The sequence below is a fragment of the Flavobacterium sp. genome, from assembly GCF_021151785.1.
In the GTDB taxonomy this organism is placed as follows: Bacteria; Bacteroidota; Bacteroidia; order Flavobacteriales; family Flavobacteriaceae; genus Flavobacterium.
Genome location: NZ_JAGKWP010000075.1, coordinates 1 through 11921 on the forward strand (window position 1 = coordinate 1; position 11921 = coordinate 11921).

Sequence of the window (11921 nt, forward strand, 5' to 3'; positions counted from 1 at the left end):
GAACAAATAACCTAACTTAACTTTGTTACCAATTATCAAACAATGAATAATACTCTTACGGACATTAAAATTACGAAATGTCAAACGTCTAAAATCAATGACGTGGATTTTGAAAATTTAGTTTTTGGAAATATTTTTACAGATCACATGTTGGTTTGTGACTATAAAGAGGGCGCTTGGCAACAACCAGTTATTGAGCCCTATGCTCCTTTTTTAATGGATCCATCTTCTAAAGTTTTCCACTACGGACAAGCTATTTTCGAAGGAATGAAAGCCTATAAAGATGCACATGACGAAATTTGGTTGTTTAGACCAGATCAAAATTTTGAGCGTTTTAATAAAAGTGCTTCGCGCTTGGCCATGCCTGAAATTCCTGAAGACGTTTTTATTGGTGGATTAAAACAATTGATTCGTTTAGAAAAAGAATGGGTAAAACATGGCAATGGTAGTGCATTGTATATCAGACCTTTCATGATAGCTACAGGACATGGAGTAATTGCGTCACCTTCTACCGAATACCGCTTTATGATTATTTTATCTCCAGCTAAATCTTATTACTCAGGAGAAGTTAAGGTAGTTATCGCAGAACACTTTAGTAGAGCTGCAAACGGTGGAATTGGAGCTGCTAAAGCTGCAGGAAATTACTCAGCACAGTTTTACCCTACTAAACTTGCAAATGAAGAAGGTTTCCAACAAATCATTTGGACAGACGATGCTACTCATACGAAGTTAGAAGAAGCTGGAACGATGAACGTATTCTTCCGAATTAATAATACCTTATTTACAGCACCAACTTCTGAGCGTATTCTTGATGGAGTAACCAGAAAATCAGTTATTGATTTAGCTAAAAAAGAAGGAGTTAATGTAGAAGTACGTTCAGTTTTAGTTGAGGAATTAGTACAAGCTGCAAAAAACGGAAGTTTAAAAGAAATATTTGGAGCAGGAACCGCAGCTGTAATTAACCCTATCGCAGGATTCTCCTTTAGAGGTGAGTATTTTGAATTACCTAAAATAGAGCATTCCATTGCTCAAGATATCAAAACTAAATTAACAGGTATTCAAACAAAAGAACTTGAAGATACTTTTGGTTGGACCGTTAAAGTATAAATTTAAAACAAACTATAAAAGTTGCCTTATAGAAATTAAGGCAACTTTTTTATTTTAAAATAGTTTCAAAATTAGGCTTAAAATAATTTGGTCCTTTCATCACCTTTCCATCTTCTCGATAAATTGGTTTTCCGTCTTCTCCTAATTTACTCATGTTGCTGCGTTGAATTTCTTCAAAGACTTCCTCTATTTTATATTGTAAACCATGCTCTAAAATAGTTCCACACAAAATATATAGCATATCACCCAAGGCATCTGCTATTTCTACAATATCATTATTTTGAACGGCTTCTAGATATTCTTCATTTTCTTCTTTCATTAAATTAAATCGAAGTAGATTTTTTTGCTCACCTAGAGAAGCTTTAAGTTCTTCACTCACACCTAAACCAAAAGAGGTATGAAATTCCTTTACGGCAGTTAATTGTTTTTTCATATTTAAATACTTTTACTGCTTAAAAATAAAATATTAAAGAGGATATTGTTTAAATTTGTTGGAAAAAATTTTTAACATGTTTTCAAAAGGACAAACCCTATTTGCATTAGCATTTGCCATTACCTTCATTATTGCCTTATTTTTTATGTATCGAAAAGATGCCAATGTACATAAAAAAACCTATAAAGGAGTAAAATGGGTTTTATTAGGATTTATATTGTTTATTTTATTTTTATTTTTGATTAAAACGGTAATCAAAGAATAATTTTCTATATTTGGTGGAATCATCTCCTAGTTCATGAAATTAGTCAAATATTTTACGTTATTATTTTTACTTTTCCTACTGGCTTTTGTAGTTTTTGTAGCCACCCAACCAGCGACCTATCAAATTACCAAATCAAAGGAAATACAAGTTCCAGTTAATCAAGTTTTTGATTATGTAAACGACTATTCTAATTGGAGTGAATGGCAGCAATTTGAAACTACTGAGAACATAAATTATGCCATTTCATCTCATTCAATTGGAGCCAAAGCTTATGTAAAATGGGAAGATTCTAATATTATTGCTACAAGATATGCTGAAAAAGATTCTATTGCACAGGATTACATTGAAAAAGATAATAAGCAAACCTTGCATTGGAAATTTGAAAAAAACAAAAACGGAACAATAGCTAAAGTAACAATCAAAGGTGAATTGAGTTTCAAGGAGAAAATTTATTCTGTTTTAAACGGAGGTATTTCTAGCTATGTTGGACCACAAATTCAAGAAGGACTCGATAAAATCAATGATTACTTAGTAAATGAATTAGGTACTTTTAAAATTGATGTAAAGGGACTAGTAAATAAACCAGCAACAAATTTTATTGAACAAAAAGATTCATGTAATAGCAAAGATTTTTCAAAAAAATCAAAAGTCTTGTTAACCTCAATAAAACAATTTATCAAATCAAATCAAATTCAAACTTTAGGTGTTCCTTTTGTTATTTTTTATAGCAATCCTAATACTTCATTTATCAAATTTTCAATGTGTATACCTGTTAAAGATGAAATTTTAACGACACCAGAAAGCCAAATTCAAGGAAATCATCATGAAGAGTTTTTAGCTGTAAAAACTATTTTAAAAGGAGATTATTCACATGCAAAAAAAGCATGGGGTAAAGCACGTCAATTTATTTATAAAAATAGATTTACAGAAGATATAAAAGGAATTTACATTGGCATATATAAGAAAGCATTGCCAGAGGTGAAAGAGCCATCTAAATGGGAAACAGAAATCTATATTCCTATCGTTAAAAGAAAACACAAAAAGCGAATTGTAAAAGATTCTATCATAAACTCAAAAGAAGAATCCCCCGTAGAGGAGAATAATAACTCGAATTAATTTTATTTCTTAACAAGTACTACATCTACCATTTGATTAGAGGTTTTGGGTCCAAAAGTTCGAGCTTGCTTTTCTGCTTCAGACGAACATAAAATATAAAGGTTTAAACTACTTAAGGGAATGATTTGAGTTATATATTTCCCTTTTGGATCATCTATTTTAACTTGGTAGTCTTCAATAGCAATGGTATTACGTACCACTAAAAAATATTGATCTGTAGCATATGGAAAATACCATCTGATTTGATTTTCAGCTACTTTAACTTGATAATTCTGGGTGAAGGTTAAAGGTAAATCCTTGTTAACCAAGCTTATGGCGTTGTTAGTATTAACTACTTCATTACCTTCTAAATCAACCAAAGTTACACGTAAGTCTTTAGCATTAGTAACGACCTTCTCTTCATGAGCATGCACTACAATATAAGAAGTAAAATCATATCCACAATGAGGCACACCCGTAATTTGACTAAACGCTAAACTACTCCATAAGATTAAAATAGTAATAATTTTTTTCATATAAAAAAGGCTCACAAAGAGCGAGCCAAATTACGTTATATTTTCAAAATTTACATAGAAACATAAGAATAAATCTTCTCCCCTTGTTCAGAAGTTAATCTAGCTTTTCTTGTCATACGTTCAACTATAGGTCTCCAATTCTCTTTTGAAAATGCACTACGGTCATATAATTTGTGACATTTTCCACAATTTGTTTCAAACAAATTTTTACCTTCTAGTTGGTCAGGACTCATTGTTAATTGAGCCTTTACTTCAGATGTGACTACCTGATCTGAAGAAGAACTTTGTTTTGAAGCACAAGCAAAAAGAAACATAGCTGTAATAACTAGTGCGACACCAACTTGTATTTTTTTCATAATTTAGTTAATTTTGGTTAGTTCAAATGTAATAAAAAAATCCCAAGAAAATTTCTTGGGATTCGAATATTATATCTAAATAAATTATTTCACATCCATTAATTCTACATCAAAAACTAAAGTAGCATTCGGTGGAATTACACCACCAGCACCTCTTGAACCATATCCTAAATAAGCTGGAATAACAAAACGAGCTTTATCACCAACTTGTAATAAAGCGATACCTTCGTCCCAACCCTCAATAACTTGTCCTACACCTAAAGTAAATTCAATAGGCTGCTTTCTTTTGTAAGAAGAATCAAAAACCATTCCGTTATCTAAAGCACCTTGATAGTGAACAGAAACTTTTTTGCCTTTTTCAGCTTGTTTACCACTCCCCTTTTGAATAATTTGGTAACGTAAACCACTTTCTGTTTTTTGGAAACCAGCTGCTAATTTTTCCAAAGCTTCTTCAGCTAATCTTTTTTCCTCTGCTAAACGCTGTTCTCTAGAACCTTCAAACGTTCTAAACGCTTCAATAGCATTCCATTTTTCAGCCTCTGCTCCTACTCTTATAATTTCAATACTTTCTATAGCATCGTCTTGTGCCACAACATCTACAACATCTTGACCTTCAACCACATGACCAAAAACAGTATGTTTTCCATCTAACCAAGGTGTCTCAACATGAGTAATAAAAAATTGTGAGCCATTAGTTCCTGGACCCGCATTAGCCATAGATAACACGCCTGGTTTATCGTGTTTTAACTCAGGGTGAAACTCGTCATCAAATTGATAACCAGGTCCGCCAACACCTGTTCCTTGTGGGCATCCACCTTGAATCATAAAATCAGGAATAACTCTATGGAATTTTAAACCATCATAATATGGCTTACCCATAGCTCTTGCTTCATTATCTAATTGACCCTCTGCTAAACCTACAAAGTTCCCCACAGTACCGGGTGTTTTATCGTGCGTTAATTTGACTAAAATACTTCCTTTTGGTGTATTAAATTTAGCGTAAATTCCGTCTTGCATAATATGTTTAATTTAAAGATGGACAAATTTACTATTATTTTCCCTATTTTTGATTTAAGGAGCAGAAAAAATACTTGGCAATCAATTACAGTCTTGTAGTACGAAATAAACGGCAGTTTGTTCTCATCAGGGCTTTACTGAAGTGTATTTTAACTCATTTAGGACTTCATCTTAATCAGTAAAAATGAAAAATTACAATACAATCAATAGAGAAACATGGAACAGCAAAGTTGAAATCCATGTTAATTCTGAATTCTATAATAACGAAGCATTTCTAGCAGGACACAATACAATTCCATATACTGATTTAAATGCGTTAGGTGATGTTAAAGGAAAACGGGTTTTACATTTACAATGTCATTTTGGTCAAGATACACTTTCGTTAGCTCGAATGGGCGCTCAAGTTACAGGTATAGATTTTTCTGAAAAGGCTATAGAAGCAGCCCAAAATTTGGCTCATCAACTTGAATTAGAAGCCAAATTTATTTGTTGTGAGGTATATGACACATTAAAACATATTAAAGAACCTTATGATATTGTTTATACCAGTTATGGTGTAATAGGATGGCTACCCGATTTAGACCAATGGGCCAAAGTAATCGTTAATGCATTGCGACCAAGAGGAAAATTGGTGTTTTTTGAATTCCATCCTGTAGTTTGGATGTTTGATAATGATTTTACCCACATACAATATAATTACTTTAAAGACGAACCTATTGTAGAGGTAGAAAAAGGAACCTATGCAGATAAAACAAGTAACTTAACTAATAGTACAATTACTTGGAACCATAGCTTAAGTGAAGTTATTCAGGCATTATTGAAAAATGATTTGGAACTGATCGAATTTCAAGAATATGATTTTTCTCATTATGCCTGTTTTAATAATAATATAGAATTTGAACCTAATAAATACCGAATTGCATCATTAAACAATAAAATTCCAATGATGTACGGATTAATCTGTAAAAAAAGATAAAATGAAATCTATTTTCAACGCTACGGATAATCAAGAAATGATTACCCGAATTAATAAGTTAACACCAAATACACCTGCACTTTGGGGGAAAATGAGTGTCGATCAAATGCTTCAACATTGCAACGATGCTGTTTTAGTTGCTTTTAACGAAAAAGAACTTCATGTGCCTCTTTTATTTCGAATATTAGGAAAACTGATGAAAAAATGGGTACTTAAACAACCTGAATTTGATAAAAACAGCCCTACAGCAAAAGAATTTAAATACGATATCAATTTTGATTTTATAAAAGTACAACAAGAACTAATAAACAATGTAAGTCGTTTTGCAGCAGGAGAACATGCGGTTAAATGTAGCACACATCCGTTTTGGGGTAAAATGTCATCAGCTGATTGGAATAATTTACAATGGAAACATTTAGACCATCATCTCAGACAATTTGGTGTTTAATTAAATTACGAGTTCTTAGTTATACATAGAATGTTGTGTATCTTTGCGCCTTGAAAACAATTGTGCATGAGAATAGATATTATTACCGTATTACCTGATTTATTAAAAAGTCCGTTTGAAGGTTCCATTATGAAAAGAGCCATTCAAAAAGGTTTAGTAGAAGTTCATTTTCATAATTTAAGGGATTACAGTACAAATAAACATAAAAATGTAGACGATTACCAATTTGGTGGCGGCGCAGGTATGGTTATGATGTGTGAACCGATTGATTTATGCATTTCTAAACTTAAAGCCGAGCGTAATTATGACGAAGTTATTTACATGACCCCTGATGGTGAAACGTTGAAACAGAAAATGGCAAATTCCATGTCCATGTTAGAAAACATAATTATTCTTTGTGGGCACTATAAAGGCGTTGACCAACGGGTTCGCGAACTCCACATTACAAAAGAAATTTCAATTGGTGATTATGTGTTAAGTGGTGGTGAAATTGGAGCAATTGTATTGTGTGATGCTTTAATCCGATTAATCCCAGGCGTATTAAGTGATGAAACTTCTGCATTAACAGATAGCTTTCAGGATAACTTATTATCACATCCAATCTATACTAGACCTGCAGAGTACAAAGGTTTAAAAGTGCCAGCTATATTATTGAGTGGTAATTTCCCTGAAATTGAAAAATGGCGTGAACAAAAAGCTTTTGAACATACCAAAGAACGAAGACCCGATTTATTAGAAGAATAAAAAATTGCCTAACATAAAAATACCCCTAAAAATGAAACACTATTAGGGGTATTTTTATGAAAAGAAAAGTTAAGTATAATTAAGCATACATCTCTTTTCTCAATTCTTTAATTTTTGGATCATCTAAATATTCGTCAAAAGTCATATAACGGTCAATGCAACCTTTTGGTGTTAACTCTAAAATACGATTACCAACTGTTTGAGCGAATTCATGGTCATGAGTTGTAAATAAAACAGAACCTTTAAAGTTTTTCAAAGAATTATTAAATGCCGTAATAGATTCCAAATCTAAGTGATTTGTTGGTTCATCTAACATTAACACATTGGCTCTAATCATCATCATACGAGATAACATACAACGTACTTTCTCTCCTCCAGACAATACATTACATTTTTTTAAGGCTTCTTCTCCAGAGAAAATCATTTTACCTAAAAAACCACGAACATAAACTTCATCACGCTCTTCTTCTGTTTTAACCCATTGACGTAACCAATCTACTAAGTTTAAATCACTTTTAAAGAAATCATGATTTTCTACAGGCAAGTAAGACTGTGATGTTGTAATTCCCCATTCAACCGTACCTGCATCCTGTTGAATATTGCTATTTAAAATTTCATAAAAAGCAGTAGTTGCTCTTGAGTCTTTAGAAAAAACTACAACTTTATCTCCCTTAGCCATATTCAAATCAACATTTTTAAACAGCACTTCACCATCAATAGACGCTGCTAAATTTTGAACATTTAAAATTTGATCTCCTGCTTCACGCTCTTGCTCAAAAATAATGGCAGGATATCTTCGACTTGAAGGTTTGATTTCGTCTATATTTAATTTTTCAATCATTTTTTTACGAGATGTAGCCTGCTTTGACTTAGCCACGTTTGCACTAAAACGACGAATAAATTCTTCTAATTCAGCTTTTTTCTCTTCCGCTTTCTTATTTTGCTGTGCACGTTGACGAGCTGCTAGTTGTGAAGATTCATACCAAAAAGTATAATTACCAGAATAGTGCGTAATTTTTCCAAAATCAATATCAGAAATATGAGTACAAACCGCATCTAAGAAGTGACGGTCGTGCGAAACAACTAAAACCGTATTTTCATAATTTGCCAAAAAATGTTCTAACCAACCGATAGTCTCAAAGTCAAGGTCATTAGTAGGCTCATCCATTATTAATACATCTGGATTACCAAACAAAGCTTGCGCTAATAACACACGAACTTTTAATTTACCATCCATTTCACTCATTGGTGTGTAATGAAACTCTGAACCAATCTCTAAGTTTGACAATAAAGTAGCAGCATCACTTTCCGCATTCCATCCATTCATTTCATCAAATTGCAATTGTAATTCTCCAATACGATCAGCATTTTTATCATCATAATCTGCATAAAGAGCATCCATTTCTTGCTTTATTGCATGCAACACTTTATTTCCCATTAAAACAGTCTCAAGAACGGTATAGTCATCAAACATATTGTGATTTTGATTTAAAACCGACATACGCTTGCCTGGCTCCAAGATAACTCTTCCCGAAGTAGGGTCGATTTCACCTGATAAAATCTTTAAAAAAGTTGATTTTCCAGCCCCATTGGCACCAATAATTCCATAACAGTTTCCTTGGGTAAAGGTTACGTTTACTTCATCAAATAATATTCTTTTACCAAATTGAACGGATAAATTAGATACTGTTAGCATGTATTTTTAGATATTTTTTTTAAAACTGCGTCAAAATTAGGAAATTTAGACGACTTTAAGGCTTATTTCTATACTATAATTTATTTTTTTAACGGTCTATTAACAAAGCTAACTAGAAGAAACAAATATATTTGTTCGTTAAAAATCAATTTATGGCGAAAAAATACTTTTTATTATTTAGTTTTTCATTCATTATCTCTAGTACAACCTTAATTTCCTGTAAAAATTCATTTGACGGAGACAATTATGTTGCTTATTTAGGTGGTGAAATTGAAAATCCTAAGTGTAACTATGTTGTTTTTATGAAAGGAGAAAAAGTAATTGATACTTTCTTTCTTGATAAAAACAACCGTTTTTTCCATAAATTCGACTCACTTACTCCTGGACTTTATAGTTTTAAACACGATCCTGAATATCAATATATTTACTTTGATAAAAACGACAGTTTAATGCTTCGTTTAAATACATTAGATTTTGATAATTCTTTAATGTTTTGTGGTCGCGGTGATGAAAAAAATAATTTCTTAATGGAACTTTTCATTCAAAACAATAATGATAGAAATCAAATGTATGAAGTGTATACTAAAGATATAAATGCCTTTCAAAAAAATATTGATTCTACTTATAAAAAAGCTAAATCATTGTATTTAAAAAGAAAAGCATTTATCAACTGGAATGAAGACTTTGATAAAATTGCCTCTTCTAGCGTAGAACTCAACCATGCATACAAAAAGGAAATTTTTCCATTTGTACATGAGTTTAGAACTGGAAAATCTGTAAAAAATGACTTGCCTAAAGATTATTATAAACACAGAAAATTAATTGATTTAAATGATACGGCTTTAGTCAATTACTCTCCTTTTGTAAAATATGTAACCGTATTATTGAACAATTTAGTACTCACTGACGCTAAAGATATTGCCGATGAAATGTCATTAGAAAGCAATATTAAGAAATTACAAATAGCCGATACACTAATTAGAGATAAACATGTTAAGAATCTTGTGGTAAACAATATTGCAAATATGTATCTCTTATCAGATCAATGCACGGAAAATAATGCTAAATTTTTCCAATTGTATTCTAAAATATCAACGGATAAAAAATTAGAAGCTGAGGTGATGAGAACATCAAAAAATGTACACAAACTTCATAACAATGCTTTGCTTCCTAATATAGCTTTACAAGATGTTACTGGAAAATCAATTGCTATAAATGATCTAATCAATACTAAAACGGTATTGTTCTTTTGGTCTAAACAATCTGATTCGCAGGCTATTTTTTCGCATAAAAAAGTAGATGAATTAAAAGCTAAATATCCAAACATTCGTTTTATATCAATCAATATTGGAAATTCAAGATCTGAATGGTTGAATGAATTGAAGAAACATAAATTTACATCTAATCCAAATACTATTGAATTGTTTTCTTCAGATTTTGAGGAAATAAAAGAAAAGTGGGTGATAAATAAAATTCATCGCACGATGATTATTAATCCTAACGGAACAATTAATAATGCTTTTGTTAGTTTATTTGATGCTAATTTTGAAAATAAATTGAATAACTAAGGTTAATGTAATTATTCAAAAAAAAACCACATGATTTAAAACATGTGGTTTTTTTATTTTATTTAAAATCTTATTTATTGATTTCCTTTTGCATAATCTGCTAAGAATTGTGCTAAACCAATATCTGTTAGAGGGTGTTTTAATAATCCTGTAATAGATGATAAAGGGCCTGTCATTACATCAGCTCCAATTTTAGCGCAATTCACAACATGCATAGTATGACGAACAGAGGCAGCTAAAATTTGCGTTTCAAAAGCATAGTTATCATATATTTGACGGATTTCATCAATTAAATTTAATCCATCTGTTGAAATATCATCTAATCTTCCTAAAAACGGTGATACATAAGTCGCTCCCGCTTTAGCAGCTAATAAAGCTTGTCCAGCTGAGAAAACTAAAGTTACATTCGTTTTAATTCCGTTATCTGAAAAATATTTACAAGCTTTAATTCCGTCTTTGGTCATCGGAATTTTAACTACAATTTGCTCATGTAATTCTGCTAATTCCTCACCTTCTTTGATCATTCCTTCATAATCAGTAGCAATCACTTCAGCGCTAACATCGCCTTCAACGATATTACAAATGTCTACATAATGCTTTAAAATATTATTTTTACCTGTAATTCCCTCTTTAGCCATTAAAGACGGATTGGTAGTAACGCCATCTAAAACCCCTAAGGCTTGTGCTTCTTTAATGTCGTTTAAATTTGCCGTGTCAATAAAAAATTTCATTTTGTTTGATTTTTATTTTGTTTATGTGTTGTTTCTGCAAAAGTATGAAATCCATTTCAATTTCAATTACAAAAGTCCACTTCAAGTTTAATTACAATTTATAATGATTCATTAACATTTTTTCATAAACGGTATCAGGTAAAATACGTTTTAGAACAATAGAAAACTTTTGCATAAATGCACCAACTTTATAATGAATCTTAGGTTGAGGCGTTTGAATGATTTGATAAATAGCTTCTGCCATTTGAATAGGATTACTTCCTCCATCTACATGAGCATTTACCATATCGAGTTGTTGTTGATACACTTGTTGATACGCAGAGCCTTGTATTACTGGAGCATGAAAACGACGACTTGCAATATCTGTAGCAAAATCTCCAGGAGCGACATTGGTTATATGTACGCCAAAAGCTTTGGTTTCCATTCGTAATGATTCGGTAATTAGTTCCAAAGCTCCTTTTGAAGCTGAATAAATACTTCGAAAAGGTAATCCCATATATCCAGCTATTGAAGTTACATTGATAATTAACCCTTGACGTTGCGCTCGCATATGAGGCAAAACCGACTGCATCATTTCAATGGGACCAAATAAATTAGTATCAAAATTATTTTTTATCTCTGTTAATGGAATTTCTTCTAACGGCCCAGTTATACCTACCCCCGCATTGTTTATTAAAACATCAATCCTACCTGCTTCGGTAATTACCTTTTGAATGCATTGTTGAATGGAAGTACTGTTACGTACATCTAATGCTACTAATTTAAACTTAGAACCCGATACTTGTTCTGGATTTCTACTAGTACCATAAACGATACATCCTTTTTCTTGCAAATACTCCCCAACGGCCTTCCCTATTCCTGAAGAACCTCCCGTGATTAAAATAACTTTTGACATTGTATTAGTGAATAAGTATAAATGATAATAGTACTAGGAATGATAACATAATTC

At 31.7% G+C, this 11921-nt stretch carries 14 protein-coding genes; 7 read left to right on the top strand and 7 right to left on the bottom strand.

What is annotated here, in order from left to right; translation table 11 throughout:
- Positions 1–42: 42 nt before the first annotated feature.
- On the top strand, positions 43–1107 hold the full coding sequence (locus QZ824_RS08400) for a branched-chain amino acid aminotransferase (RefSeq protein ID WP_291275571.1): 1065 nt from the start codon (positions 43–45) through the stop codon (positions 1105–1107).
- A gap of 49 nt (positions 1108–1156) precedes the next feature.
- Here QZ824_RS08400 and QZ824_RS08405 read toward each other — a convergent pair whose 3' ends face one another.
- A complete protein-coding gene (locus tag QZ824_RS08405; RefSeq protein WP_291275572.1) occupies positions 1157–1540 on the bottom strand; it encodes a nucleoside triphosphate pyrophosphohydrolase family protein in 384 nt (127 codons plus the stop codon).
- Positions 1541–1616: 76 nt separating this feature from the next.
- Between QZ824_RS08405 and QZ824_RS08410 the strand changes: the two genes are divergently transcribed.
- Complete coding sequence (locus tag QZ824_RS08410) at positions 1617–1805, top strand: hypothetical protein (protein ID WP_291275573.1); 189 nt, start codon at positions 1617–1619, stop codon at positions 1803–1805.
- Positions 1806–1838: 33 nt separating this feature from the next.
- Positions 1839–2921, top strand: coding sequence for an SRPBCC family protein (locus tag QZ824_RS08415; RefSeq protein ID WP_291275574.1), 1083 nt, complete (start codon positions 1839–1841; stop codon positions 2919–2921).
- Between the two features lie 2 nt (positions 2922–2923).
- Here the strand turns inward: QZ824_RS08415 and QZ824_RS08420 are convergent, their stop codons facing one another.
- From QZ824_RS08420 to QZ824_RS08430, 3 genes are all read right to left on the bottom strand, one after another.
- Complete coding sequence (locus tag QZ824_RS08420; RefSeq protein WP_291275575.1) at positions 2924–3436, bottom strand: hypothetical protein; 513 nt, start codon at positions 3434–3436, stop codon at positions 2924–2926.
- A 50-nt stretch (positions 3437–3486) separates the two neighbouring features.
- Positions 3487–3792 carry a hypothetical protein gene (locus QZ824_RS08425; RefSeq protein ID WP_291275576.1) on the bottom strand — a complete coding sequence of 102 codons (306 nt, stop codon included), beginning with the start codon at positions 3790–3792 and terminating at the stop codon, positions 3487–3489.
- An 84-nt stretch (positions 3793–3876) separates the two neighbouring features.
- Positions 3877–4809: a peptidylprolyl isomerase gene (locus tag QZ824_RS08430; RefSeq protein WP_291275577.1), complete on the bottom strand. Its 933-nt coding sequence runs from the start codon at positions 4807–4809 to the stop codon at positions 3877–3879.
- A 184-nt stretch (positions 4810–4993) separates the two neighbouring features.
- On the opposite strand from QZ824_RS08430, the gene QZ824_RS08435 reads away from it, so the two are divergent.
- The 3 genes from QZ824_RS08435 to trmD all read left to right on the top strand — a co-directional run bounded on the left by QZ824_RS08435 (position 4994) and on the right by trmD (position 6977).
- Entirely contained in the window at positions 4994–5785 is a 792-nt protein-coding gene (locus tag QZ824_RS08435) for a class I SAM-dependent methyltransferase (RefSeq protein ID WP_291275578.1), read from the top strand.
- 1 nt (position 5786) lies between these two features.
- The gene (locus QZ824_RS08440) at positions 5787–6233 is read left to right on the top strand and encodes a DUF1569 domain-containing protein (RefSeq protein ID WP_291275579.1); all 447 of its coding nucleotides are present in this window, start codon (positions 5787–5789) and stop codon (positions 6231–6233) included.
- A 66-nt stretch (positions 6234–6299) separates the two neighbouring features.
- Positions 6300–6977, top strand: a complete 678-nt coding sequence (gene trmD / locus QZ824_RS08445) for a tRNA (guanosine(37)-N1)-methyltransferase TrmD (protein WP_291275580.1) — start codon at positions 6300–6302, stop codon at positions 6975–6977.
- Positions 6978–7056: 79 nt separating this feature from the next.
- Here trmD and QZ824_RS08450 read toward each other — a convergent pair whose 3' ends face one another.
- Positions 7057–8673, bottom strand: coding sequence for an ATP-binding cassette domain-containing protein (locus tag QZ824_RS08450; RefSeq protein WP_291275581.1), 1617 nt, complete (start codon positions 8671–8673; stop codon positions 7057–7059).
- 152 nt (positions 8674–8825) lie between these two features.
- On the opposite strand from QZ824_RS08450, the gene QZ824_RS08455 reads away from it, so the two are divergent.
- On the top strand, positions 8826–10241 hold the full coding sequence (locus QZ824_RS08455) for a thioredoxin-like domain-containing protein (protein ID WP_291275582.1): 1416 nt from the start codon (positions 8826–8828) through the stop codon (positions 10239–10241).
- A 74-nt stretch (positions 10242–10315) separates the two neighbouring features.
- Here the strand turns inward: QZ824_RS08455 and fsa are convergent, their stop codons facing one another.
- The gene (fsa, locus tag QZ824_RS08460) at positions 10316–10972 is read right to left on the bottom strand and encodes a fructose-6-phosphate aldolase (protein ID WP_291275583.1); all 657 of its coding nucleotides are present in this window, start codon (positions 10970–10972) and stop codon (positions 10316–10318) included.
- 91 nt (positions 10973–11063) lie between these two features.
- On the bottom strand, positions 11064–11867 hold the full coding sequence (locus QZ824_RS08465) for an SDR family oxidoreductase (RefSeq protein WP_291275584.1): 804 nt from the start codon (positions 11865–11867) through the stop codon (positions 11064–11066).
- Between the last annotated feature and the right edge of the window lie 54 nt (positions 11868–11921).

Bases quoted from the DNA above. Each gene is read 5' to 3' on its own strand.
- QZ824_RS08435 (WP_291275578.1), top strand. From the start codon at position 4,994: ATGAAAAATTACAATACAATCAATAGAGAAACATGGAACAGCAAAGTT.
- QZ824_RS08415 (WP_291275574.1), top strand. From the start codon at position 1,839: ATGAAATTAGTCAAATATTTTACGTTATTATTTTTACTTTTCCTACTG.
- fsa (WP_291275583.1), bottom strand. From the start codon at position 10,972: ATGAAATTTTTTATTGACACGGCAAATTTAAACGACATTAAAGAAGCA.
- QZ824_RS08410 (WP_291275573.1), top strand. From the start codon at position 1,617: ATGTTTTCAAAAGGACAAACCCTATTTGCATTAGCATTTGCCATTACC.
- QZ824_RS08425 (WP_291275576.1), bottom strand. From the start codon at position 3,792: ATGAAAAAAATACAAGTTGGTGTCGCACTAGTTATTACAGCTATGTTT.
- QZ824_RS08465 (WP_291275584.1), bottom strand. From the start codon at position 11,867: ATGTCAAAAGTTATTTTAATCACGGGAGGTTCTTCAGGAATAGGGAAG.
- QZ824_RS08450 (WP_291275581.1), bottom strand. From the start codon at position 8,673: ATGCTAACAGTATCTAATTTATCCGTTCAATTTGGTAAAAGAATATTA.
- QZ824_RS08400 (WP_291275571.1), top strand. From the start codon at position 43: ATGAATAATACTCTTACGGACATTAAAATTACGAAATGTCAAACGTCT.
- QZ824_RS08430 (WP_291275577.1), bottom strand. From the start codon at position 4,809: ATGCAAGACGGAATTTACGCTAAATTTAATACACCAAAAGGAAGTATT.
- QZ824_RS08455 (WP_291275582.1), top strand. From the start codon at position 8,826: ATGGCGAAAAAATACTTTTTATTATTTAGTTTTTCATTCATTATCTCT.
- trmD (WP_291275580.1), top strand. From the start codon at position 6,300: ATGAGAATAGATATTATTACCGTATTACCTGATTTATTAAAAAGTCCG.
- QZ824_RS08405 (WP_291275572.1), bottom strand. From the start codon at position 1,540: ATGAAAAAACAATTAACTGCCGTAAAGGAATTTCATACCTCTTTTGGT.
- QZ824_RS08420 (WP_291275575.1), bottom strand. From the start codon at position 3,436: ATGAAAAAAATTATTACTATTTTAATCTTATGGAGTAGTTTAGCGTTT.
- QZ824_RS08440 (WP_291275579.1), top strand. From the start codon at position 5,787: ATGAAATCTATTTTCAACGCTACGGATAATCAAGAAATGATTACCCGA.